Source organism: Janthinobacterium sp. 75, from assembly GCF_004365495.1.
Lineage (GTDB): Bacteria > Pseudomonadota > Gammaproteobacteria > Burkholderiales > Burkholderiaceae_D > Janthinobacterium.
On record NZ_SORD01000001.1, the window covers coordinates 1070880 to 1096292 of the forward strand.

General features: G+C 60.3%; 23 protein-coding genes. 18 read left to right on the forward strand and 5 right to left on the reverse strand.

The genetic code is table 11. The features are described from left to right. Positions 1-9 precede the first annotated feature (9 nt). Positions 10-378, reverse strand: a complete 369-nt coding sequence (locus C8C89_RS05005) for a hypothetical protein (RefSeq protein ID WP_133989040.1) — start codon at positions 376-378, stop codon at positions 10-12. A 244-nt stretch (positions 379-622) separates the two neighbouring features. On the opposite strand from C8C89_RS05005, the gene C8C89_RS05010 reads away from it, so the two are divergent. Both C8C89_RS05010 and C8C89_RS05015 read left to right on the forward strand, forming a co-directional pair. Further along, a complete protein-coding gene (locus tag C8C89_RS05010) occupies positions 623-1030 on the forward strand; it encodes a hypothetical protein (protein WP_034753756.1) in 408 nt (135 codons plus the stop codon). Between the two features lie 89 nt (positions 1031-1119). Next, positions 1120-1446, forward strand: coding sequence for a hypothetical protein (locus C8C89_RS05015; protein WP_133989041.1), 327 nt, complete (start codon positions 1120-1122; stop codon positions 1444-1446). Between the two features lie 149 nt (positions 1447-1595). On the opposite strand, the gene C8C89_RS05020 is transcribed toward C8C89_RS05015, so the two are convergent. From C8C89_RS05020 to C8C89_RS05035, 4 genes are all read right to left on the reverse strand, one after another. After that, on the reverse strand, positions 1596-2210 hold the full coding sequence (locus C8C89_RS05020; protein WP_133989042.1) for a UbiX family flavin prenyltransferase: 615 nt from the start codon (positions 2208-2210) through the stop codon (positions 1596-1598). After that, positions 2203-2514, reverse strand: coding sequence for a Grx4 family monothiol glutaredoxin (gene grxD, locus C8C89_RS05025; RefSeq protein WP_010402157.1), 312 nt, complete (start codon positions 2512-2514; stop codon positions 2203-2205). The genes C8C89_RS05020 and grxD overlap by 8 nt, the downstream gene beginning before the upstream one ends. Before the next feature lie 105 nt (positions 2515-2619). Then, positions 2620-3090 carry a GNAT family N-acetyltransferase gene (locus C8C89_RS05030; RefSeq protein WP_133989043.1) on the reverse strand — a complete coding sequence of 157 codons (471 nt, stop codon included), beginning with the start codon at positions 3088-3090 and terminating at the stop codon, positions 2620-2622. Positions 3091-3094: 4 nt separating this feature from the next. Then, positions 3095-5443 carry a Tex family protein gene (locus C8C89_RS05035; RefSeq protein ID WP_133989044.1) on the reverse strand — a complete coding sequence of 783 codons (2349 nt, stop codon included), beginning with the start codon at positions 5441-5443 and terminating at the stop codon, positions 3095-3097. Positions 5444-5776: 333 nt separating this feature from the next. Between C8C89_RS05035 and C8C89_RS05040 the strand changes: the two genes are divergently transcribed. The 16 genes from C8C89_RS05040 (at position 5777) to C8C89_RS05115 (ending at position 25368) form a co-directional block, all read left to right on the forward strand. Next, positions 5777-6085 carry a hypothetical protein gene (locus C8C89_RS05040; protein ID WP_133989045.1) on the forward strand — a complete coding sequence of 103 codons (309 nt, stop codon included), beginning with the start codon at positions 5777-5779 and terminating at the stop codon, positions 6083-6085. A gap of 24 nt (positions 6086-6109) precedes the next feature. Continuing rightward, a complete protein-coding gene (locus tag C8C89_RS05045; protein WP_133989046.1) occupies positions 6110-6322 on the forward strand; it encodes a hypothetical protein in 213 nt (70 codons plus the stop codon). A 208-nt stretch (positions 6323-6530) separates the two neighbouring features. Further along, positions 6531-9635: a DEAD/DEAH box helicase gene (locus tag C8C89_RS05050; RefSeq protein WP_133989047.1), complete on the forward strand. Its 3105-nt coding sequence runs from the start codon at positions 6531-6533 to the stop codon at positions 9633-9635. 49 nt (positions 9636-9684) lie between these two features. Beyond that, positions 9685-10818, forward strand: coding sequence for a HAMP domain-containing sensor histidine kinase (locus C8C89_RS05055; RefSeq protein ID WP_133989048.1), 1134 nt, complete (start codon positions 9685-9687; stop codon positions 10816-10818). A gap of 137 nt (positions 10819-10955) precedes the next feature. Further along, complete coding sequence (locus tag C8C89_RS05060; protein ID WP_034753797.1) at positions 10956-11636, forward strand: response regulator transcription factor; 681 nt, start codon at positions 10956-10958, stop codon at positions 11634-11636. A 306-nt stretch (positions 11637-11942) separates the two neighbouring features. Continuing rightward, positions 11943-12650, forward strand: coding sequence for a transposase (locus C8C89_RS05065; protein WP_133989049.1), 708 nt, complete (start codon positions 11943-11945; stop codon positions 12648-12650). Between the two features lie 194 nt (positions 12651-12844). Next, positions 12845-17545 (forward strand): glutamate synthase-related protein, encoded by a 4701-nt coding sequence (locus tag C8C89_RS05070; RefSeq protein WP_101483236.1) that lies wholly within the window; start codon positions 12845-12847, stop codon positions 17543-17545. Positions 17546-17626: 81 nt separating this feature from the next. Continuing rightward, positions 17627-19090 (forward strand): glutamate synthase subunit beta, encoded by a 1464-nt coding sequence (locus C8C89_RS05075; protein ID WP_101483235.1) that lies wholly within the window; start codon positions 17627-17629, stop codon positions 19088-19090. Between the two features lie 260 nt (positions 19091-19350). Next, the gene (locus tag C8C89_RS05080; RefSeq protein ID WP_101484785.1) at positions 19351-20160 is read left to right on the forward strand and encodes an ABC transporter ATP-binding protein; all 810 of its coding nucleotides are present in this window, start codon (positions 19351-19353) and stop codon (positions 20158-20160) included. Then, on the forward strand, positions 20157-20942 hold the full coding sequence (mlaE, locus tag C8C89_RS05085; protein WP_101483234.1) for a lipid asymmetry maintenance ABC transporter permease subunit MlaE: 786 nt from the start codon (positions 20157-20159) through the stop codon (positions 20940-20942). Before C8C89_RS05080 ends, mlaE begins: the two co-directional genes overlap by 4 nt. A 79-nt stretch (positions 20943-21021) precedes the next feature. Next, the gene (gene mlaD / locus C8C89_RS05090; protein WP_101483233.1) at positions 21022-21492 is read left to right on the forward strand and encodes an outer membrane lipid asymmetry maintenance protein MlaD; all 471 of its coding nucleotides are present in this window, start codon (positions 21022-21024) and stop codon (positions 21490-21492) included. After that, a complete protein-coding gene (locus C8C89_RS05095; RefSeq protein WP_133989050.1) occupies positions 21489-22373 on the forward strand; it encodes a VacJ family lipoprotein in 885 nt (294 codons plus the stop codon). The genes mlaD and C8C89_RS05095 overlap by 4 nt, the downstream gene beginning before the upstream one ends. A gap of 72 nt (positions 22374-22445) precedes the next feature. Then, positions 22446-23081 carry an ABC transporter substrate-binding protein gene (locus C8C89_RS05100; protein ID WP_101483231.1) on the forward strand — a complete coding sequence of 212 codons (636 nt, stop codon included), beginning with the start codon at positions 22446-22448 and terminating at the stop codon, positions 23079-23081. 52 nt (positions 23082-23133) lie between these two features. After that, entirely contained in the window at positions 23134-23481 is a 348-nt protein-coding gene (locus tag C8C89_RS05105; RefSeq protein WP_133989051.1) for an STAS domain-containing protein, read from the forward strand. 211 nt (positions 23482-23692) lie between these two features. Beyond that, the gene (locus C8C89_RS05110; RefSeq protein WP_133989052.1) at positions 23693-24610 is read left to right on the forward strand and encodes an ABC transporter ATP-binding protein; all 918 of its coding nucleotides are present in this window, start codon (positions 23693-23695) and stop codon (positions 24608-24610) included. Next, positions 24607-25368: an ABC transporter permease gene (locus C8C89_RS05115; protein WP_101483228.1), complete on the forward strand. Its 762-nt coding sequence runs from the start codon at positions 24607-24609 to the stop codon at positions 25366-25368. The genes C8C89_RS05110 and C8C89_RS05115 overlap by 4 nt, the downstream gene beginning before the upstream one ends. The last annotated feature ends 45 nt before the right edge of the window (positions 25369-25413 follow it).

Below are 25413 nucleotides of genomic sequence, written 5' to 3' on the forward strand. Positions count from 1 at the left end.
ACGTCAATACTATTGTAGCGTGCCCTGGCCGTGCTGCAAGAAAAAGCGGCTGTGGACAAGGGGATTTGGCGTATAAGACAACCGTTGCTGAAAATAAATTGATTCTTCTTGCGCGAACACGCTTAAGATCGAGAGTTGGTGGCCAAGATGACACCAAAAAGAGCTTTCCTGGCACAACGGCGACATTCTTTTCGCTGCGATGGCAGTAAAATTTTCAAGCGCCGATTCTTTCTGGTCGGCACGATCAAAAAACAACGTTTCACTATGAGCACGTTGTACTGATTGTTTCCAAATTGAAAACAAGATGGCTTTTTCGAAAACTTTGTCTATAAGAAATTGTATGACATGGGCATTGCGCGTATCGATAGAGGAAGGCATTATCCGATACCGTACGTTGTAATGCCAAACCGAGGCTTTGAATCGTGCTGCAGTGCGAAAATCAAGGCCAGCCGCGAATTTGAACCGAAGCCACGCAGAATCACAAGAGAAAATTTGGCCTACTTTTGCACCTGAAAAGCCGGGCCGGAGTGTTAATTGTTAATTTATACTCTTTTCAAATGTAACAATCTGTATGGTCATTCAAGAAACTGACTTTCATGTTACAACATGAAATAGTACACCTATGAATTCTTCTAACGAACGCGAAAGCTTCAGCCAACGACTTCAGTTGGCTCTCAAAAACGCCCATTACTCTCCAGACAGCCCGACCAGACTGGCCCGGGAATTCAACATCCGTTTCGACGGACGCCCGATTACCGTGCATGCAGCTAGGAAATGGTTAGTAGGTGAAGCAATTCCCACGCAAGAGAAATTGCGCATGATTGCCCAATGGTTGGGCGTTCCGGCGGAATGGTTGCGTTTTGGCGGCCCGGAAAGCGCCACGCCGAATGGCGAAGCGGGCAGCGCTTTATCGCGTTTTGAGTCCGCCGATGTGAAATTAATTGCCGATTTGCAAAGATTAGATGAACATCATCGTCAAATTGCGCGTGAATTTATTCGCATGCTGGTCCGAGTCAACTACCAAAAGTAAGCATTCAGGCCCTCCACGGCCGGCGCTGTCCGCTTTTCGCTGGCGGTGCTCTCCCTGTCCTTTTATTTGCGCAGCGTCATACTGGAGACATGATTCTGCCGCACAATAAGACCTCGCATGTTGCGCTGCAGCGGAATTATTTGACAATAATCCCGTACGCAGCGGCGCAGCGGCCAATACCAGCGCATAATCACATCAGAAGCAGCCAGTTCATCCACTACGGAGCCGAGCATTTGAGCCGTCTTATGAAAAGTAACTACAGCAATACCGCGCAGCTGAAGGACTTGATGACCGTGCCCCCCATGACTGCCGCGCAACATGCGGAAGTCATGCGCAAACGGATCGCCCACCGCAGGATGGTTGAAGAAGCCAGGGATTTGAAGCAGGCCAGTGCCGTTCAGTTCGAAAAACGGTGATGGATGCCTGAGCTAAGCTACTGCGCGTCGGCATGGGCGGTCTGCGATGCTCACCGTGCTAGAGCACGGTTGCGCTTCTCGACCACCTCTTCCTTCCGCTCGCTACGCTTTTGTCAGGCATCGTGACGTGCGTAGTTTTCAGTAGTTTTTCAGTTTGTTGTTGATGGATCTGGGGTTTTCAAACCATTCCACCGCGGTGCCAGGCCGTGCTCGATGCCGAGCAGGTCGATGACGCGCGCGACCGTATGGTCGACCATCTCCGCGATGCTGTGCGGGTGGTGATAAAAACTGGGGAGTGGTGGGAAGATGATGCCGCCCATTTCGGTCACGGCTGTCATATTGCGCAGGTGCGCCAGGTTGAACGGCGTTTCGCGCACCATCAGGATCAGGCGGCGGCGCTCCTTGAGCACCACATCGGCTGCCCGCGTAATCAAATTATCCGACAAGCCATGTGCCACGGCCGCCAGCGTCTTCATCGAGCACGGCGCGACGACCATGCCATCCGATTGAAACGAGCCGCTGGCGATACTCGCGCCGATGTCGCGCAGCTTGTGCACCACGTGCGCCTGCGCTTCGATTTCCTTGCGCCCCACGCCCGTTTCCTGGTGCAGGGTCAGTACGGCTGCATCCGACAAGACCAGATGCGTCTCGACGCCGGGGATGGCGACCAGCAATTGCAGCAGCCGCAAGCCATACACGGCGCCCGTGGCACCCGTGATGGCCACGACGATACGGCGCGGCCGCTGCTGTTGGCTATCAGGCATCCAGCAGGGACTTCAGTTCGCCCGATTCAAACATTTCATTCATGATATCGGAACCACCGATGAACTCGCCTTTGACATACAGCTGCGGAATGGTTGGCCAGTTCGAGTAATCCTTGATGCCTTGGCGCACTTCCGGGTCATCCAGCACGTTGACGGTGGCGATGTTTTCGACGCCGCATGCTTTCAGGATCTGGATGGCGCGGCCGGAAAAGCCGCACTGCGGGAACTGGGCAGTGCCCTTCATGAACAGCACGACTGGCGTGCTCGTCACGGTTTCTTTGATCCAGGTTTGTACGTCGCTCATAGCTGCCTCTGATGGGTAAATAAATAGATGCCGTCATTTTATAAGAAAACGACGGCACGGGTATGCGCTCAAGTCATAAATCGGGCAAGTCAGCCACGCTGACGCTTATAACTGTTTGCCCAGGCACACCGATTGTGCCGCGCCCACGTATTTGCCCCAGGCAATGACGGGTGCGTAGCCGTGTTTGGCATAAAACGCCACCGCGCGGCTATTTGCCACGCGGGTGGATAGGTGCACAGCCTGATAGCCGTGCCTGCGCGCCTGCGCCTCCACATGGGCCAGCAGGGCCGCGCCCACACCGGTGGCGCCGGGGCGCGCATACATGCGCTTGAGTTCGCCTATGGCACTGTCCGCTTCGCCTAGCGGCCGCAGGGCGGCGCAGCCGAGCAGGGCGCCGGCGCCGTCGCGGGCCAGGTAAAAGCCGCCGCGCGGCGTTGCCGCTTCGACATCGAAGGAAGAGCGGCCACTGTCGCCGTTGATGCGCAGCAGCACGTCCGATAATTCGTCGAGCAGCAGCTTGGCATCCAGGCTGGCGGCGTCCACCGCCAGGATGACGAGGTCATGCCTGGCGTCCATGGACTTAGCCGCGCAGCTTGGCGAACGCGGCGGCCATGCTGCCGGCCGGCTCGGGCGCGTTGCGCGACTGCGACTGGTGCTGCGCCATGCTGCGGCGGTCGTTGCGGTCGCCTTTTTGCTCCGGCTTGCTGCCCGCCTGCGGCGCGCTGTCCGTCAGGCGCATGGTCAGCGCGATGCGCTTGCGCTTCTCATCGACTTCCAGCACCTTGACGCGCACGACTTGCCCGGCTTTGACCACCGTGTGCGGATCTTTCACAAAGGTGTTCGACAGGGCCGAGATGTGCACGAGGCCATCCTGGTGCACGCCGATATCGACGAAGGCACCAAAGGCGGCCACGTTGGTGACCACGCCTTCGAGAATCATGTCCGGGCGCAAGTCGCGGATTTCTTCCACTCCTTCCTTGAAGGTGGCGGTGGTAAACTCCGGACGCGGGTCGCGGCCCGGCTTTTCCAATTCCTTCAAAATGTCGGAAATGGTCGGCACGCCAAACGTGTCATCCGCATACGTTGCGGGGCTGAGCGTTTTCAGCAAGGCGGTTTCGCCGATGACGGCCTTGATATCCTTCTTGATGTCTGCCAGGATTTTTTCCACCAGGGGGTACGATTCCGGATGGACGGCCGAGGCGTCCAGCGGGTTTTCGCCGCCCATCACGCGCAAGAAGCCGGCTGCCTGCTCGAAGGTTTTATCGCCCAGGCGCGGCACGGCCTTTAACGCCGCGCGCGAGGTGAATGCGCCCTTCATGTCGCGGTAGCTGACGATGCTTTGCGCCACGCTGGCCGACAGGCCGGAAACGCGCGCCAGCAGGGGCGCCGAGGCCGTGTTCACGTCCACGCCGACGGCGTTCACGCAATCTTCCACCACAGCATCGAGTGAGCGGGCCAGCTGGCTTTGACTCACATCATGCTGGTACTGGCCCACGCCGATCGATTTCGGGTCAATCTTGACCAATTCGGCCAGCGGGTCTTGCAGACGGCGCGCAATCGACACGGCGCCGCGCAGGGACACATCCATGTCCGGCAATTCTTTCGAGGCGAACTCGGACGCGGAATACACCGATGCGCCCGCTTCCGAGACGACGATCTTCGTCATCTTCGCTTCCGGGTGCTGCTTGATCAGGTCCTGCGCCAGTTTATCCGTCTCGCGCGAGGCGGTGCCGTTGCCGATGGAAATCAGGGACACATTGTGCTTGGCGGCAAGACGGCCCAGCGTATGCAGGGAGCCATCCCAGTCGTTCTTCGGCTGGTGCGGGTAGATCACGGCCGTGTCGACGACTTTACCGGTGGCATCGACGACAGCCACTTTCACGCCCGTGCGCAAGCCCGGGTCCAGGCCCATGGTGGCGCGCTGGCCGGCTGGCGCGGCCAGCAGCAGCGCCTTCAAATTGGTGGCAAAGACGTTGATGGCGTCGAGTTCCGAACGTTCGCGCAGTGCGCCCATCAGTTCTGTTTCCAGGTGCATGAAGCTTTTCACGCGCCAGGTCCAGCGCGCCGTATCAAGTAACCATTTGTCGGCCGGACGGCCGAGGCTCTTGATGCCGAAGCGGGCGGCGATGCGGCCTTCGCACGGGTTGTGCGGCGCATCCCATTTCGGTTTTTCCGCTTCCGTGTCCAGGCGCAGGGTGACATCGAGGATGCCTTCGCGGCGGCCGCGCAGCAGGGCCAGGGCGCGGTGCGATGGCACGGTCGAAATGGTTTCCGAGTAGTCGAAATAATCGGCGAATTTTTCGCCTTCGTCCTGCTTGCCTTCCACCACTTTCGATTCGACGATGCCGTGTTCCTGCACGTATTCGCGCAAGGTTTGCAGCAGGGTTGCGTCTTCGGCGAAACGTTCCATCAGAATCTGGCGCGCGCCGTCCAAGGCCGCCTTGGTGTCGGCCACGCCCGGGTTGTTGCCGTCGGCACTGGTAAACGCGTCGCGCAGGAACTTGCCCGCTTCCATTTCCGGCGTCAGTTCGGGATTCTCCAGCAAACCGTCGGCCAGCGGCATCAAGCCCGCTTCGATGGCGATCTGTGCCTTCGTGCGGCGCTTCTGCTTGTAGGGCAGATACAGATCTTCCAGGCGCGTCTTGTCTTCCGCGTGCATGACGGCGTCGAGCAGCTCGGGCGTCATCTTGTTCTGTTCCGTGATCGACGCCACGATGGCGGCGCGCCGCTCTTCCAGTTCGCGCAGGTAGCGCAAGCGCTCTTCGAGCAGGCGCAGCTGGATATCGTCGAGGCCGCCAGTCGCTTCCTTGCGGTAACGGGCGATGAAGGGCACGGTGGCGCCTTCGTCGAGCAGTTCGATGGCGGCGGCAACCTGCACCGGTTTGGCGGCAAGTTCAAGGGCAAGGCGTTGTTCGATAGTGGGCAGCATGGTTGTTTCCAGAGCGATCAAGCCTGGAATGATACGCAATCGGCGCGATTGCGCAATCTTGACAGCGCAAATGGACTGTGCGTTGGCAACAGCGTCAACGGGGAGGCAGCAGCGGGCTGGCGGACGGCGCCGGCGCCGGCCTCTGTGGCGTGACGAACCAGCTCACCAGGCCTGCACTTCTTTAGACTGTTCTTCGGAGATGCACTGCCATGCAAGGTTTTCTTTTTCTGCTCACGATCCTGGGCACGCTTGGCCCCGGCCTGGCGCATGCCTGGCGGCAACCCGGCTGGGCTTGGCGCAAACCCGTCACCGTCGATGCCGGTCCGAAGGCCGGTGCATTCGGGCAATGTCAACTTCGAAGGCGTCAGCGACAGCGGCGCCGACCTGCGCGTGCCATCTATTTCGCGAACCGTGCGCGAGCAGAACCGCGACGAGATCAAGGGACAAGTGCTGGCCGAAGCGAAGGCGGACGGCTGCGCCGTCATCAGCATCGAACACGACGGCGTGGCAAGCCTGCACAGTGCCAGCCATGGCATCGGCTTTCAGGTGCTGTGGCGTAACGAAGCATCGCCTGGCCTGTATGCAGACCTCACCCTGAGCTGCCTTTTGAGCATGCAGGGCGGCGACTTGCCGGCCAAATGACACCGCAGCAAGCGTTTTGCCCGCATGTCCCGGCATGGCGATTTCGTCGTCCTGGAAATGGATGTGCTGGTCGCCGGCGGCGTCAGCAAGGAGTACCTGAATATCAATCTGCAACTGTGGACGCAGATGATGGGTCAGTTCTTCTTGTTCTTGCGCAACTTTACGCCGGCCGATACGAGCATTGCACCACTAGTAGCGGCCGCCAGCGTGGCGGAAGAGGAAACTGTGCCGGCCTGATAAGCCGTCCACGGGCGGCGAAAATGGCCGGTGACGGGCCTTTTTTGCCGCTTGCGGGTCCCAAGTGTCGTATTAAATACTTATTTTTTAGGCATCGCGCATTAAAACTGCTCAAAGAGCGTGTGTGAATCAAGCCAGCAACGCCTGTATGGCGGATAATATTGCCTGTTGCCGATTTGGATACGACCTTTACACAAAAATGCGCCCCATGGATTTTACCCGCGACGAAACCAGTGAAACCCCAGTTGCCCCGGCCAGCGCGCCGGGTGCGCCTTTGCCGTATGCCGTCGCCACCTGGCTGCAGCGGGTGGAGGCTGCCGCTCATCCGAAGGCTGTGCTGAGCATTGCCGAGCCGGACCCGAAACTCAACCAGCATCGTTTGATCTACGTGCTGGCGCCCACCAGCGGTGGCCGCCACGTGGCCCTGTGCCTGTACAAGGCGCGGCTGCGGCCGAATGGCGATGTGGCGGCAGCGTCTCCCATCAGCGAAATCTTTTCCCTGCTGTCGGCGCCGCCCACCTTTTTGACGCCGGCAGACGAAGACCTCGTGCGTTTCTTCGTGGCCATGCGCAGCGGGCAGAATTCGCAGACGGGCAGCGCCACGGAGCCCAAGGGCAAGGTGGGCGCGGCCCTGCTGAAAATGCTGGCTGAGCAAGATAAACTGTTGTGGGCCAATTCCTGGGCCGATGTGGGCAATGGCCTCGTGTACCCGTTGAAGGAAGGTCCCGTGCGTCCCGCGCGCCTGTTCTGGCGCGACGAAGGCAAGACCATGCGCCTGGGCTGGCAAGTGGACCCGCCGGAAGGTGTGAAGCACCACGGCGCCGACCAGATCGACTACATGCTGCCTACCGATCCGCCGTGGTACATCGACAACCTGTCGTGCGGCGTGCTGGAACTGAACCAGGGCGGCTCCGACATTTCACTGGCCGACTTGCAGGCGCTGGTGGCGCAGGCGCCGCCGCTGAACGCGAACGACAAGGTGCGCGTGTCGCAACTGCTGCTGGCGCAAGGCTTGCAGCACTTGATGCCGCTGCCGCAACCGTTGCCGCAGCGCTTGCGCAAGGACGTGCCGGCGCAACCGGTCTTGCTGTTGGACAGCGCCATGCTGGCCGATGGCAGCGCGCAGCGCTGGAGCGATTTCGCCGTGCTGTCCTACGACTACGATGGCGAGCGCGTCTCGTTCGACCCGTCGCAGCGCGTGGTGCGGCAAGTGGGCGAGGTGACGGAAATTATCCAGAGAAATACGGTCGATGAAGCGCGTGCCCTGGCCACCCTGGCCGAGCTGCAATTCAAGAAGCCGGGCTCCGCCCCCTTGAGTGGCTTGAAGGGCGCCTTGCTGCTGCCTTCGCAGGCAGAATGGCTGCGTTTTGCCGAGTCCGGCATCGATGGCTTGCTGGAGCAGGGCTGGATCGTGGAAAAAACGGCCAAGTACCGCTATGAGGTGAGCGAGGTCGGCGACTGGTATGCGGAGATCGACGACCAGGATCCGGACAGCGGCAACGCCTGGTTCGAGCTGGAACTGGGCATCGTTGTCAACCAGGAAAGAGTGCCGTTGCTGCCCGTGCTGGTGCAGCTGATCCGCAATGCGCCCAACGATTTCAATCCGAAAGTCATCGAAGCCCATGCGGACGACGACCAGATGCTGGCGACCTTGCCGGACGGCACGCGCGTCGCCTTGCCGTGGGGCAGGGTGCGCCCCATCCTGAACACCTTGGGGGAACTGTATTTCAGCGACAAGATCAAACATGCCGTGCGCATGTCGACGCTGGACGCGGCGCGGCTGGAAGAGCTGGCGCGTGGTCTGGAATTGCGCTGGACGGGTGGCGAGCAGCTGCGCGCCATGGGCCGAAAGCTGAGCCAGTTCGGTTCCGTGCAAAAAGTGGCGGCGCCAGCCGGCCTGCAAGCCACCCTGCGCGATTATCAGGCCGATGGCCTGGCGTGGATGCAATTCCTGCGCGACCATGACCTGGCCGGTATTCTGGCCGACGACATGGGTCTCGGTAAAACCGTGCAGACGCTGGCGCATATCCTGGTAGAGAAAGAAGCGGGCCGCTTGACGCATCCGGCTCTGGTGATCGCACCGACGAGTTTGATGGGCAACTGGCAGGACGAGGCGGCCAAGTTCGCGCCCAGCCTGAAAGTATTACTGCTGCAGGGCAAGGACCGCGCGCAGCAGTTCGACCAGATCGACCAATGCGACCTGGTGCTGACGACCTACGCGCTGTTGCCGCGCGACGAGGAAACCCTGCGCGAGCATGATTTCCACCTGGTCATCCTGGACGAATCGCACTACATCAAGAATACGCGCAGCAAGGCGGCGCAAAGCGCCGGCCTGTTGCGCGCGCGCCACCGCCTGTGTTTGTCCGGCACGCCGCTGGAAAACCACCTGGGTGAACTGTGGTCGCAATTTCACTTCCTGCTGCCTGGCTTGCTTGGCGACGAGAAGACCTTCAATACCCAGTTCCGCCATCCGATCGAGCGCCAGGACGACCCGCTGCGCCGCATGCTCCTGAACCGCCGCATCAAGCCCTTCCTGCTACGCCGCACGAAGGACAATGTGGCCAAGGAATTACCGCCGAAGACGGAAATGGTGCGCAAGGTGGAGCTGACGGGGCCGCAGCGCGACCTGTATGAAACCGTGCGTCTTGCGATGGATCAAAAAGTACGCGAAGAAATCGACAAGAAAGGCGTGGCGCGCAGCCAGATCGTCATCCTCGAAGCGCTGCTGAAACTGCGCCAGGTCTGCTGCGACCCGCGCCTGGTGAAATCTTTGCCGGCGAAGAAGCAGTCGGCCGGCTCGGCCAAGCTGATTGATTTGATGCAGATGGTGGAAGACTTGCTCGACGAAGGGCGCAAGATTCTCGTTTTCTCGCAATTTACCAGCATGCTGGAATTGATCGAGGAAGAGCTGGAATCGCGCGACATTCCCTACGCCTTGCTGACGGGCGAAACGAAGGACCGGGGCGCGCAAGTGGCGGCCTTCCAGCAGGGGGCCGTGCCCATCTTCCTGATCAGCCTGAAGGCGGGTGGCGTGGGCCTGAACCTGACGGCGGCCGACACGGTGATCCACTACGATCCGTGGTGGAATCCGGCGGCGGAAAACCAGGCCACCGACCGCGCCTGGCGCATCGGCCAGGACAAGCCCGTGTTCGTGTATAAACTGATCGCGAAGGGCACCCTGGAAGAAAAAATCCAGCTGCTGCAGCAAAAGAAATCGGAGCTGGCGCAATCGATCCTGGCCGAAGGCGAAGCGCAGAAGATGGCGCTGACGCAGGAAGACTTGCAGCAGATTTTTGCTCCACTGGAAGATTAAGGGCACCGCACGCTTATACTTGGCGATTCTTTCTTGCCAGGTATAAAGCATGCTGCCCTTTCTCCTCTTGCTGCTTGCCGGCGCCATCCTCATGGCGCTGCGTTTCGTCCAGTTGCGCCGCGCCCTGCTGCACGCGCGGGCTGGCGAAGCGCAGTTCCGCCTGCTGGCCGAACATGGCCGCGACGCGGCCTTCCTGCTCGACGCTACTACCCTGGAATTGCTCTACATCAGCCCCGCCGCGCAAGGCCTGACGGGTCACGACTTGCCTGCCTTGCGCGAGCACGCTGCGCGCCTGGCGGCGGATGTGCCGGCTCGCTTGCAGCGCTGGCACGACGGCGATGCCAGCCGTTTGACACTGTTGCGTGAAGTGGAATTGCCGCACGCCGACGGCCACTTGCTGGCGCTGGAAATCCATTCCACCATCGTGCCCGCTGCGGCGGCGATGGGGCGGGGCATCACCGTGGTGGGCTCGGTGCGCGATGTCAGCGCCGCCCAGGCGCAGGAAGCGGAGCGGGAAAAGGAACAAAAGCGCTTCGCCTCCATGCTGTCACATGAATTCCGCACGCCGCTGGCCACCATCGACGGCGCCATCCAGCGCCTGGTCTCGACATCGAAAGATGCCGACGAGGCCACGCGCAAGCGCTATGTGAAAATCCAGACTGCCGTCGACCGTTTGTTGGCCATGATAGCCGACTATCTGTCGCCCGAACGCATGGCGGCCATCGGCCGCGAGCGGGCCGCCGACGGCATCGCGCCGCTGGCCTTGCTGCAGCAGGCGGCCGCCACGGTACCCGCCAGCCACCGCGTGCAGCTGGAACTGGACGAGGACTTGCCGGCCAGGCTGCGCTGCGACGTGCCCGGCATGGCCTTATGCCTGAAAATCTTGTTGGACAACGCCGTCAAGTTCAGCCCGCCGGGGAGCAGCATCACCTTGTCGGCCAAGCTGGTGCCCGAGGGCGGCGTGGCGCTGTGCGTGCGCGATGCGGGGCCCGGCCTGCGGGAAGAAGAACTGGCCCAGCTGTTCGAAAAAGGAAGCCGTGGAAGTTATGCCACGCATCCGGGCGCGGGCCTGGGCCTGTACATGGCGCGCGCTGTCGTCGAGGTGCACGGTGGAAGTTTGCAGGGGCATAATCTGCCCGAAGGCGGCGCGCTTTTCCGCATTTGGCTGCCGCTTCCTGTCTAGACAAGGAAAAGCCTTGCTTCCGCTGAAGGCAACCGTGATAATTCCTTGACGTAAACCTATTGTGCCGTCCATCATGGTGCAGAAGTGAATGGCATGGTTTGCCCACGGTAGCTCACTAACGGAAGAATGGCGTAGCAATGACGAAAATACTGATCGTCGAAGACAATCTGGACTACGCCGAAGACATGGCGGAGTTCCTCGTTGAGCTCGAACACGAAGTCCATATCACCAGCTCCGCTGGCGGGATGTGGACGGCGTTGAGCCATGGTAATGTCGGCGTGGTCGTGCTGGACCTGGGCTTACCCGACGAGGACGGCTTCAACGTCATTCCCCGCATGCGCCAGCTATATCCACAAATCGGCGTGCTGGTGTTGACGGGGCGTGTCGCTTTCGACAGCCGCATCCTGGGCTTGCGCCTTGGTGCTGACCATTACCTGACCAAGCCGATCAAATTCCCTGAACTGGCCGCCCACATCGAGGCGCTCGACCGCCGCGTCGGTCCGCAAGATCCTGTGCCGGAACCCGGCAAGTGGACCTTGAAAGTGAGCGCACGCCAACTTGAACTGATGGGCGCTGTCATTGCCTTGACGGAAAAAGAATTCAACTTCCTGCACCTGTTGACCATCAACACCCGCCCCGTGCCGCGCGACGTCATCGTGGCCGGCATGGGCGGCGAAGACCCCGATGCGGGCCGCAGAGTCGACATGCTCGTGTACCGCCTGCGCAAGAAAGCCAAGACGGGCCTGGGCCAGGACTTGCCGCTGCGTAGTGCGTATGGCGAGGGTTACAGTCTGTCGGCCAGTTTTAATTTGTCTTGATCGCCAAGACGCAGCCAGCGATGAAACGACGTCTGCTGCTAGGCCTGTTTGCGATCGTTTTGCTGGCTTTGGCCAGTGGCGGGCTTTGGCTGCGCCACGAGTGGCAAATCGACAGCTGCCTCGACAATGGAGGTCGCTGGAACCATCTCCTCGCCGTGTGCGAACGCGCATAAGCGCCCGATCCTGTAATCAAGGGACAGAGTCAATCGTTTTTCTCCGTATTTTCAATAAAACAGGGTCAGAGTCGTGCCATGTACCCGCAAGTGTGTAAAATCAAGGCCTTAGCCTTTATTTTATGATTTTCCCATGGCCCGTTTGCCCCGTCTCATCATTCCCGCACTGCCCCATTACGTGATCCAGCGCGGCAGCAACCGCCAGCCTGTGTTCCAGGATGCGCTTGACTATGCGCAGTTCCTGTCCTGGCTGAAAACGGGCGCGAAAATGTTCAAGGTGGCCATCCATGCCTACGTTTTGTTGCCAGACCAATTACATTTGCTGGCCACCCCAAGCGATGCGACGGGCCTGGGACAGCTGATGCAGTGGCTGGGTCGCTATTACGTGCCGTATTTCAATCAAAAATATGGCCGGGAAGGTGCTTTGTGGCAGGGACGCTACAAAACCTCCGTCATCGATCCCGACAATTTCTTTCTTACCTGCTGCCGCTACCTGGAATGTGTGCCCGTGCAAACGGGTCTGGCGGGCCAGGCGCTCGATTACAGCTGGTCCAGTTATGCCCACCATGCCGGTGTGCGTCCCGACCCTGTCATCACTGACCACGCGCTGTACTGGGCGCTGGGCAACACGCCATTCGACCGAGAGGCCGCCTATCTGCGTCTGTGCGAGCAGGGCCTGGGCAGCAGCCAGGTGAAAACCGTGGAGCAGGCTGTACTGAAGGGCTGGCCGCTGGGTTCCGAAGCGTTCAAGCAAGCGCTGGAGCAGAAAATGCAGCGGCAAGTGCTGCCCGCCAAGCGGGGCCGTCCACGCAAAGTCGCAGCCGCAGCGGACGCCAACTGACACGCAGGTACAGCTAAAACAAAAAATCGTCACTTCCTGATGTTTTATTGAGATTCCTTTGACTATGTCCCTATTAAATTTTTAGGGAGACGCAAATAAATTTAATTCGACTCCGACCCTAATTGTTGTAGTTGAGTTTTTTGTTGCGTTGCACTACTCTAGTTTTTCGATAGTCATATGCAGCGGAGAAGCCCATGAAAGCGCAAGGCCTGTACGACCCAGCCAATGAACACGATGCCTGCGGCGTCGGTTTCGTCGCCCATATCAAGGGCAACAAGACCCATTCGATCGTCGAACAGGGTTTGCTGATTCTGAAAAACCTCGATCACCGGGGCGCCGTGGGCGCCGATGCGCTGATGGGCGATGGCGCCGGCATCCTGATCCAGATTCCCGACCAGTACTACCGCGAAGAAATGGCCAAGCAGGGCGTGGAATTGCCGCCGCCTGGCGAATACGGCGTGGGCATGGTCTTCCTGCCGAAGGAACACGCCTCGCGCATCGCCTGCGAACAGGAAATCGAACGCGCCGTGCGCATCGAAGGCCAGGTCGTGCTGGGCTGGCGCAACGTGCCCATCGATACGGACATGCCGATGTCGCCCACCGTGCGCGCCAAGGAACCCGTGATCCGCCAGATTTTCATCGGCCGCGGTCCGGACATCATGGTCACCGACGCGCTCGAGCGCAAACTGTATGTGATCCGCAAATCGTCCGGTCACGCCATCCAGGCTTTGAAGCTGCTGCACGGCAAGGAATTCTTCGTGCCGTCGATGTCGGCCCGTACCATCGTCTATAAAGGCTTGCTGCTGGCCGACCAGGTGGGCGTGTACTACAAGGACTTGCAGGATGCGCGCTGCATCTCGGCCCTGGCCCTGGTCCACCAGCGTTTCTCGACGAATACCTTCCCCGAATGGCCGCTGGCCCACCCCTACCGTTTGATCGCGCACAATGGCGAGATCAACACCGTCAAAGGCAACTTCAACTGGATGCGCGCGCGCGAAGGCGTGATGAAGTCGGCCGTGCTGGGCGACGACCTGCAGAAACTGTTCCCCCTGATTTATGAAGGCCAGTCCGACACGGCGTGCTTCGACAATGCGCTGGAACTGCTGTTGATGGCCGGTTATCCGATCGCCCAGGCGATGATGATGATGATCCCGGAAGCGTGGGAAAACCACACGACGATGGATGACAACCGCCGCGCCTTCTATGAATACCACGCGGCCATGATGGAACCGTGGGACGGCCCGGCAGCCATGGCGTTTACGGATGGTCGCCACATCGGCGGCACCCTGGACCGCAACGGCTTGCGCCCGGCGCGCTACATCGTCACGGACGATGACCTGGTGGTGATGGCGTCTGAGTCGGGCGTGCTGCCGATTCCCGAATCGAAAATCATCCAGAAATGGCGCTTGCAGCCTGGCAAAATGTTCCTGATCGACCTGGAAGCGGGTCGCATCATCGACGACCAGGAACTCAAAAACACCTACGCCAACGCCAAGCCGTATAAAGCGTGGATCAACTCGGTGCGTATCAAGCTCGACGAGATCAAGATGGCCGAAGGCCAGGTGAAACAGGACCGCGCCCAGGGCGAAAAAGAGCAGCCATCGCTGCTGGACCGCCAGCAGGCGTTCGGCTACACGCAGGAAGACCTGAAATTCCTCATGGCGCCGATGGCCGTGGCCGGCGAAGAGGCGACGGGCTCGATGGGCAATGACTCGCCGCTGGCCGTCATGTCGAACAAATTGAAACCGCTGTATAACTACTTCAAGCAACTGTTCGCACAAGTGACGAACCCGCCGATCGATCCTATCCGCGAAGCGATGGTGATGTCGCTGGTGTCCTTCATCGGCCCGAAACCGAACTTGCTCGATACCAACAACGTCAACCCGCCGATGCGCCTGGAAGTGGCGCAGCCCGTGCTGGGCTTTGACGACATGGCACGTTTGCGCAACATCAGCGCCCACACGGGCGGCAAGTTCAAGTCGTATGAACTCGATATCTGCTACCCGCTGGCCTGGGGCAAGGAAGGCGTGGAAGCCTGCCTGGCCTCGCTGTGCGCGGAAGCCGTCGATGCCGTCAAATCCGGCCACAACATTCTGATCGTCTCGGACCGCGCCATTTGCGCCGACCAGGTGGCGATCCCCGCGCTGCTGGCCACCTCGACCGTGCACCAGCACCTGGTGAGCAAGGGCTTGCGCGCGTCCACCGGCCTCGTCGTGGAAACGGGTTCTGCCCGCGAAACGCACCACTTTGCGCTGCTGGCAGGTTACGGCGCGGAAGCCGTCCACCCCTATCTGGCCATGGAAACCCTGGCCGAGATGGCGCATGGTTTGCCCGGCGACTTGTCGGCCGACAAAGCCATCTATAACTACACCAAGGCGGTGGGCAAAGGCTTGATGAAAGTCATGTCGAAGATGGGCATTTCGACGTATATGTCGTACTGCGGCGCGCAAATCTTCGAAGCCATCGGCTTGAACAAGTCGCTGGTCGACAAATACTTCAAGGGCACGGCCTCGAACGTGGAAGGCATCGGCGTGTTTGAAGTGGCGGAAGAAGCGCTGCGCCTGCACGCGCTGGCCTTCGGCAACGATCCCGTGCTGGCCGACAAGCTCGACGCGGGCGGCGAATATGCATTCCGCGTGCGCGGCGAAGACCACATGTGGACGCCGGACGCGATTGCGAAGTTGCAGCACTCCACGCGCAGCAACAATTTCTCCAGCTATAAGGAGTACGCGCAAATCATCAACGACCAGAGCCGTCGCCACCTGACCCTGCGCGGCCTGTTCGAGTTCAAGCTCGACCCGACCAAGGCGATACCGCTGGACGAAGTGGAACCGGCCAAGGAAATCGTCAAGCGTTTCGCTACCGGCGCCATGTCGCTCGGCTCGATCAGCACGGAGGCGCACGCCACCCTGGCCGTCGCCATGAACCGCATCGGCGGCAAGTCGAACACGGGCGAGGGCGGCGAAGATCCGAACCGCTACACGCAGGAATTGAAAGGCATTCCGATCCGCCAGGGCGATACCATGGCTTCCATCGTGGGCGCCGAGCAGATCGTCGTCGACATTCCGCTGCAGGAAGGCGATTCCATGCGCTCGCGCATCAAGCAGGTGGCGTCGGGACGTTTCGGCGTCACGGCTGCCTACCTCAATTCCGCCGACCAGATCCAGATCAAGATGGCGCAGGGCGCGAAACCGGGCGAAGGCGGCCAGTTGCCGGGCCATAAAGTGTCGGAATACATCGCCAGCCTGCGCTTCTCCGTGCCGGGCGTGGGCCTGATTTCGCCGCCGCCGCACCACGATATCTATTCGATCGAAGACCTGGCGCAGCTGATCCATGACTTGAAGAATGCCAATCCGCGCGCCTCGATTTCCGTGAAACTGGTGTCGGAAGTGGGCATCGGCACGGTGGCCGCCGGCGTCACCAAGGCCAAGGCCGACCATGTGGTCGTCGCCGGCCACGACGGCGGCACGGGCGCCTCGCCATTGTCGTCCGTGAAACATGCAGGCACGCCGTGGGAGCTGGGTCTGGCCGAAACGCAACAGACCCTGGTGCTGAACGGCTTGCGCAGCCGTATCCGCGTGCAAGCCGACGGCCAGATGAAGACGGGCCGCGATGTGGTCATCGCCGCCCTGCTTGGCGCCGACGAAATCGGTTTCGCCACGGCGCCGCTGGTGGTCGAAGGCTGCATCATGATGCGCAAATGCCATTTGAACACCTGCCCCGTGGGTGTGGCCACGCAAGACCCCGTCCTGCGCGCCAAGTTCTCGGGCAAACCCGAGTATGTCGTCAATTACTTCTTCTTCGTTGCCGAAGAAGCGCGTCAATTGATGGCGCAGTTGGGCATCCGCACGTATGACGAACTGATCGGCAGAGTCGATTTGCTCGATAAGTCGAAGGCGATTTCGCACTGGAAGGCGCAGGGCCTGGACTTCTCGGCCATTTTCTACAAGCCGGAAACATTGGATGGCCAAGCCTGCCGCCACGTGGAATTCCAGGACCATGCGCTGGAGAAAGCACTCGACCACAAGCTGATCGCGCAAGCGCGCGCGGCGCTGGAAAAGGGCGAGCGCGTCTCCTTCATCTCGCCCGTGCGCAACCTGAACCGCACGGTGGGCACCATGCTGTCCGGCGAAGTGGCGAAGAAATATGGCCACGCAGGCTTGCCTGACGACACCATCCACATCCAGTTGCAAGGCACGGCGGGCCAGTCGGCCTGCGCCTTCCTGGCGCACGGCATCACGATCGACCTGGTAGGCGAGGGCAACGATTACGTGGGTAAAGGGCTATCGGGCGGGCGCATCATCGTGCGGCCGAATACGGAATTCCGCGGCTGGGCCGTGGATAACATCATCATCGGCAACACGGTGCTGTACGGCGCGATTGCCGGCGAAGCCTTCTTCAATGGCGTGGCCGGTGAACGCTTTGCCGTGCGCAACTCGGGCGCCACCACGGTGGTCGAGGGCCTGGGCGACCATGGCTGCGAATACATGACGGGCGGTACGGTGGTGGTGCTGGGCAACACGGGACGCAACTTCGCGGCCGGCATGTCGGGCGGCATCGCCTATGTGTATGACCCGGCCGGCGACTTTGCCAGCAAGTGCAACACGGCCATGGTCAGCCTGGACAAGGTCGTGTCCGCGGCGGAACAGCATCTCGACCGCGACGCCTGGCATACCCAGCACCGCGATGGCGTGCCGGAAGCCGATGAAGTCATCCTCAAGCGCCTGATCGAGCGTCACTTCAAGCACACGGGTAGCACTCGCGCCCGCGTCTTGCTGGACGATTGGGCCGCGGCGCGCGGCAAGTTCGTGAAAGTCTTCCCGAACGAATACAAGCGCGCGTTGATCGAGATGGCTGCCGATGCTGCCATGGAAGTGCAAGCCGTCGCCGCCTGAGCCAGCCAAGCTCATTGCCAAGATGAATGACCGGGAGCGGCCAGGCCGCTCCCCGCCAGCTAATAATACAAAGGAATAATCGTGGGTAAAATTACCGGCTTCATGGAATTCAAGCGCCAGGACGAACACTATCTGGAGCCTGCCGCGCGCCTGAAGAACTACAAGGAATTCGTGCTGCACCTGTCGGATGCGCAAGCGACCGTGCAGGGCGCGCGCTGCATGGATTGCGGCATCCCTTTCTGCACCACGGGTTGTCCTGTGAATAACATCATTCCCGACTGGAATGACCTGGTGTACCGCGGTGCTTACCGCGAAGCGCTCGATATCTTGCATTCGACGAATAACTTTCCGGAATTTACGGGCCGCATCTGCCCGGCGCCATGTGAATCGGCCTGTACCCTGGGCATCCACGAAGATCCGGTCGGCATCAAGTCCATCGAGCACAAAATCATCGACATGGGCTGGGAACACGGCTGGGTCACGCCGCAGCCGGCAGGTTTTAGTACGGGCAAGAAAGTGGCCATCGTCGGTTCCGGCCCTGCCGGTCTGGCGGCGGCGCAGCAACTGGCGCGCGCCGGCCATGCCGTCACCGTGTTTGAAAAGAGCGACCGGGTCGGTGGTTTGTTGCGTTATGGCATCCCCGATTTCAAGATGGAAAAGTCGCACATCGACTTGCGCGTGAAACAGATGGAAGCCGAAGGCGTGGTCTTCCGCACCAGCGTGCTGGTCGGCAAGGATTTCCCTGCCCACGTAAACAACTGGGCCAAGGAAACCATTTTCCCGGAAGACCTGGAAAAAGAATTTGACGCCGTCATCATGGCCGGCGGCGCCGAGCAGCCGCGCGACTTGCCCGTGCCGGGCCGCGACTTGAAAGGCGTGCACTTCGCCATGGATTTCCTGCCGCTGCAAAACAAGGTCAACGCGGGCGACAAGCTCAAGGACCAGATCAAGGCGACAGGCAAGCACGTGGTAGTGATCGGCGGCGGCGACACGGGGTCCGATTGCGTGGGCACCTCGAACCGCCATGGTGCCGCCTCGGTAGCCCAGTTCGAACTGATGCCGCAGCCGCCGGAACAGGAAAACAAGCCGCTGGTCTGGCCGTACTGGCCCACCAAGCTGCGCACCTCGTCCTCGCACGAGGAAGGCTGCGAGCGCGACTGGGCCGTGGCCACCAAGCGTTTCGAAGGCAAGGGCGGCAAGGTGGAAAAGCTGATCGCCTGCCGCGTGGAGTGGAAAGACGGCAAGATGAGCGAAGTGCCGAACTCGGAATTCGAGATGAAGGCCGACCTGGTCTTCCTGGCCATGGGTTTTGTTTCCCCTGTGCAACAGGTGCTTGAAGCATTCGGCGTTGATACGGATGCGCGCGGCAACGTCAAGGCCAGTACGGACGGCGCCGCTTGCTACCAGACCTCGGTGGCCAAAGTGTTTGCCGCCGGCGACATGCGCCGCGGCCAGTCGCTGGTGGTCTGGGCCATCCGCGAAGGGCGCCAGTGCGCACGCGCCGTCGATGAGTTCCTGATGGGGGCATCCCTGCTGCCACGTTAATTAACGAGCAATTGTTCGTTTTTTTGACAGGGCCACGGCGCGGATTGCGGCGTGGCCTTTGTTATTTTTACTGATCAAGTCAATAGCCGTGAACGTCATCGGATGGGGACGCGATGCACAGCTCAAATTTCCACTACAATATCTGACTTTCGATTCATTAGTGTTGTATTCTTCCCCTTTCCGGGGCTGTCCCAAGGGGTGTCTCAGCAGAGGTTGGCGTTTCTGCACTACAATACGCCATTAAAATAGTGAGCTTCGTCGTGCCAAATCTTGTTGAGATCCGTGATTTACACTTTGCCTATGGAGAACGTTCGATTTTATCGGGCCTCCAAATGGATTTCCCACGCGGAAAAGTTGTGGCCGTCATGGGTGGCTCCGGCAGTGGCAAGACGACCGTATTGCGCCTGATCGGCGGGCAGCTGCGCCCCAGTTCCGGCTCCGTGAATATCGACGGCCAGATCGTGCATACGCTCAAGACCGACGAGTTATATCAAATGCGCCGCAAGATGGGCATGCTGTTCCAGCACGGCGCCCTGTTTACGGACTTGACGGCGTTCGAGAACGTGGCGTTTCCCCTGCGCGAACACACGGACTTGAATGAAGAGCTGATCCGCACCCTGGTGCTGATGAAGCTGCACGCCGTGGGTTTGCGCAACGCGGCGCAATTGAAGCCGGCCGAGATTTCCGGTGGCATGGGCCGCCGCGTCGCGCTGGCGCGCGCCATCGCGCTCGACCCGGAACTGATCATGTATGACGAGCCGTTCGCCGGCCTGGACCCGATTTCCATGGGCGTGACGGCCAATCTGATCCGCAATCTGAACGATGCGCTGGGTTCCACGTCTATCCTGGTATCGCACGACGTGAAGGAGTGTTTCGCCATCGCTGATTATGTGTATTTTCTGTCATCGGGCAAGATCGTGGCGCACGGCACGCCGGCCGAGATGGCCGTGTCGACGCATCCGTACGTCAAGCAGTTCGTCAATGCCGAGGCCGATGGCCCTGTGCCGTTCCACTATCCGGGCAAGTCGCTGGCCGACGACCTGGGTTTGCACGCGGGAGCGCGCCGATGATCGCGCGTTTCCTGGCGGCGATCGGAGCATGGTTGCGCAACTCGGTACAAGACCTCGGCTTTGCCGTGCGTTCGTTCTTTCTTATCATCGCCTCCTCGGGTGGACTGTGGCGCCGCCCACACTTGCTGATCGAGCAATTGTTTTACATTGGCAGCCGGTCGGTGTTGATCATCGCCGTGTCCGGCCTGTTCGTTGGCATGGTGCTGGGTTTGCAAGGCTATTACACACTGAGCACCTTTGGCGCGACGCAGTCGCTGGGGCAGTTGGTGGCGCTGTCCTTGATGCGTGAACTGGGTCCGGTCGTCACGGCGCTGCTGTTCGCGGGCCGCGCCGGCACTTCGCTGACGGCGGAAATCGGCCTGATGAAGGCGGGTGAGCAATTGTCGGCCATGGAAATGATGGCCGTCAATCCGATCCAGCGCGTGCTGGCGCCCCGTTTCTGGGCCGGCGTGATCGCCATGCCTATCCTGGGTGGCATCTTCACGGCCGTCGGCGTCATCGGCAGCTATTTGGTGGGCGTGGTGCTGATTGGCGTCGATGAAGGCTCGTTCTGGTCGCAGATGCAGGGCGGCGTGAATGTTTGGAAAGATATCGCCAATGGTACCTATGTTAAAAGCATGGTCTTCGGCATCGCGGTGACGTTCATCGCGCTGTTCCAGGGGTATCAGGCACAGCCGACGCCGGAAGATGTCTCCGGCGCGACCACGCGCACGGTGGTGATTTCGTCGTTAATGGTGTGGTGGCTCGATTTCATGATGACGGCGTTGATGTTTAGCAAGTAATTGCCGATCAGCGAACAACCGCGGGCCTGGGCAGGATGTTGCGCAGGCGGCGGCAAGTAAAAATAATTTAGGATTGTTTATGCAACGTAAATCTATGGATGTCTGGGTCGGCTTGTTCGTCTTGCTGGGTGTGGCGGCATTGATGTTTCTAGCGCTCAAGGCCGGCAATATGAGCTCGCTGTCTTTCAGCAAGACGTATACCATTAGTGCCAAGTTCGACAATATTGGCGGCCTCAAGCCGCAGGCGCCCGTCAAGGGCGCTGGCGTGGTGGTGGGGCGCGTGGCGGAGATCCGTTTTGACGACAAGACGTATCAGGCGCTGGTGAAACTCGACATCGAAGATGGCTACAAATTTCCGAAAGACAGCTCGGCCAAGATTTTGACGGCCGGTTTGCTGGGTGAGCAATATATCGGCCTGGAAGCAGGCGGAGATCTGGCGAACCTGGCAGAGGGCGACAAGATTGCCCGTACTCAATCGGCCACAGTGCTGGAAGACCTGATCAATCAGTTCATCTACAGCAAGGCAGCGGAAGGAAAGGACAGCAAATGAGCGAGTCGACCAAGAAATCTCAAGGCAGCCTGGCGCGTATCGGCCTGGCCCTGGCCATCGCCGCCAGCGTAAGCGCTTGCGCCACCGGCACCAATCCGCGCGACCCGCTCGAAGGGTATAACCGCGCCATGTTCAAGTTCAACGACACCGTCGACCAGGTGGCCCTGAAACCGGTCGCCACGGCCTACAAGAAGGTTACGCCGTCGTTCGTGCAAACGGGCGTAGGCAACTTCTTCGGCAACTTGTCCGATGTGTGGAGCGCCGTAAACAACTTGCTGCAAGGCAAGGGTGAAGCGGGTTTGCAAGACGTCGTGCGCGTCAGCATGAACTCGACTTTCGGAATTTTCGGCCTGATCGACATCGCCTCGCAGGCGGGTATTCCGAAGCATAACGAAGACTTTGGCCAGACCCTGGGCTGGTATGGCGTCCAGCCTGGTCCGTACGTGATGCTGCCGCTGCTGGGCCCATCGACCGTGCGCGATACGGCGGCCCTGCCGCTCGATATCACGGGCGACCCATGGCGCTACAAGGACCCTGCCTCGGTGCGCAATATCGGCACAGTGACGCGCGTGGTCGACAAGCGCGCTGCGCTGCTCGACGCGACCAACCTGATGGAAGCGGCCGCGCTGGACCGCTATGAATTTATTCGCGACGGCTTCCTGCAGGCGCGGGAAAGCAAGGTTTTCGATGGCGATACGGACCGCCGCGACCGCAAAGTGCCAAAAAACGACAGCAGTGATTACGAGCCGCAGTACGATGCGAAACCACAGGCCGCCCCTGCGGAAGCCCCATCAGCCACGGCTGCGGCCGACGTTGCGCCTGTGGACCTCGTAACATCTGGTAGCAATACCGTTGCCGCCGACGCCAGGCCCCAGGAGTAAACTCCGGTACAGAAACACCACGGCTGCGATCAACGCCAGCCGGTGCATAGCAACACCATGAAAGGTAGAACCATGAAATTGATGAAACAATTGCTGGCGATGGCGACCATCGCCTTTGCCACCGCCGCCCAGGCCGCCCCCGCTGTCGAGGCACCGGACGTATTGGTCAAACGCATCAGCCAGGACGTGATCGACACGGCCAAGGCCGACAAGGCCATCCAGGCTGGCGATATCAAGCGCGTCACCGAATTGGTGGAAAGCAAGATCTTGCCGTATGTGGATTTCCAGCGCATGACGGCCCTGGCCGCCGGCCGCTTCTGGCGCGACGCCACGCCGGAGCAGCAAAAGCAGCTGTCCGCAGAATTCCGCACCTTGCTGATCTACACGTATTCGGGCGCCCTGTCGCAGATCAAGAACGAAACCGTGGAATTCAAGCCGATGCGCGCCGACCCGGCCGATACGGAAGTGGAAGTGCGCTCGCAAGTCAACGTGGCGCGCGGCGAACCCGTGCCTCTGAACTACCGCGTGGCGAAAACCCCATCCGGCTGGAAGATCTATGACATCAACGTGCTGGGCGCGTGGCTGGTGGAAACGTATAAAAGCAGCTTTGCCAGCGAGATCAGCAAGGGCGGCATCGATGGCCTGATCAAGACCTTGCAGGCAAAAAACAAGGCCCTGGCCAGCCGTCCCGCTGTCAAAGCCAAATAATCGGCTATCATATAGCTCCTGAACCAGCTCCAGACCAGCGCAGCCCGACGCCATGCCCGACTCTCTCGACACCCTGCAATCCCTGACTTCCCTGACCGTGGACAATGCCACCTCGGCATTGGAGCAGGGTCTGGACGCCATCCGATCGGGTCAGACCAAGTTCGATTTGCGCAACATCAAGGCTGTCGATTCGGCCGCCGTTTCCGTCATGCTGACGTGGCAGCGCGCCGCGCAGGATGCCGGCGGCGTGCTGGAACTGAAAAACCTGCCGAACAACCTGAAAAACCTCACCAAGCTGTATGGCGTCTGCTCGCTCGTCTCGAGCACGTTGACGGCCGACGACTGCGGCAGCGCCGACGGCCACGCCGAACGCAGCCCGTCCGACCTGCATCATCATTGATCCTGTCCCACTCCCCGCATCAGCAGTAGTTTTCAAGCCGGCAGGCCAGCAGCGCCGCCGGATTGATCTCCAAGTGTTCCACGAATTTTCCAACTATAATTGACTGTTGCGCCGTCCTCGTCTGAAGGGGGCGCCCTGCACCGGCCTGCCGGCCTGGATGTTTCCGGCAACTGGCGCATCACACCAGACGCATTACCTTTGAAACAAGCACATGACCGCAATTCAAATCACGAATGTAGAAAAGAGCTATAAATCGCTCAAGGCGCTGGGCGGCGTGTCGCTGGCCATCGAGGAAGGCGAATTCTTTGGCCTGCTCGGCCCCAATGGCGCCGGCAAGACCACCCTCATTTCCATCATCGCCGGCCTGATACGTCCCGACGCGGGCACCGTCAAGATCCACGGCCACGACGTGGTCACGGACTTCCGCAACGCGCGCCGCAACCTTGGCGTGGTGCCGCAGGAGCTGGTGTTCGACCCGTTTTTCACCGTGCGCGAAACCTTGCGCCTGCAGTCCGGCTATTTCGGCTTGCCGAACAACGACAAATGGATCGACGAGGTCATGGAAAACCTCGACCTGACCGGCAAGGCCGACACGAATATGCGCGCCCTGTCCGGCGGCATGAAGCGCCGCGTGCTCGTCGCCCAGGCGCTGGTGCACAAGCCGCCCGTCATCGTGCTCGATGAGCCGACCGCCGGCGTCGACGTGGAACTGCGCCAGACCCTGTGGAAGTTCATCTCGCGCCTGAACCGCGAAGGCGGCCACACCGTCGTGCTGACCACCCACTACCTGGAAGAGGCGCAAGCCATGTGCCAGCGCGTCGCCATGCTCAAGACGGGCAAGGTGGTGGCGCTCGACACCATGTCGGCCCTGATCCGTCGCATCGCCGGCTCGCAGCTGCAGGTGCATCTCAAATACGGCAGCTTGCCGGCCGACTTGCAGCATCTGGTGCTGCACCCGGAAGAACAGCAGGCGCCGAACAAGTTCAGCTTGCGCGTCAACGAATACAGCGAAGTCGAGAAAATCCTCGCCCGCCTGCGTGAAGCGGGCGTCGAGATCGATGAAATGCAATTGCAACAAGCCGACCTGGAAGACATCTTCTTGCAGATCATGGATAAAGGTACCGTATGATTTCGACAGGATTTCGCACCCTCGTCTACAAAGAGACCCTGCGCTTCTGGAAAGTGGCGACGCAAACCGTGGCCGCACCCGTGCTCACGTCGATGCTGTACCTGCTGGTGTTCGGCCATGTACTCGACGGCCGCGTGGAGCCCAGCCCCGGCGTCAGCTACACGGCCTTTTTGATTCCCGGCCTGGTGATGATGAGCGTGCTGCAAAACGCGTTTGCCAATTCCTCGTCCTCGCTAATCCAGTCCAAGATCACGGGCAACCTGGTGTTCGTGCTGCTGACTCCCCTGTCGCATTGGGAAATCTTCTCGGCGTATGTACTCGCTTCCGTCGCGCGCGGCCTGGCCGTGGGCTTTGGCGTGTTTGCCATCACCTGCTGGTTCGCCGACCTGTCGTTTGTCGCGCCCCTGTGGATCGTCATCTTTGCCTTCCTGGGCGCCGCCATGCTGGGCACCATGGGCCTGATCGCCGGCATCTGGGCCGAGAAATTCGACCAGCTGGCCGCTTTCCAGAACTTCCTGATCATGCCGGCTACCTTTTTGTCAGGCGTGTTTTACTCGATCCACTCTCTGCCCCCGTTCTGGCAGTCGGTATCGCACCTGAATCCTTTCTTTTACATGATCGACGGCTTCCGCTACGGTTTCTTCGGCGTGTCCGACGTCAGCCCCTGGCTCAGTCTTTCCATCGTCGCCGGCTTCCTCGTGATCCTGGCGCTGGCATCGATCCGACTGCTGAAAAGCGGCTATCGCTTGCGTCACTAGTTACGACACTAATTGCGCCATTGATTGCGGCACACCACATCACCA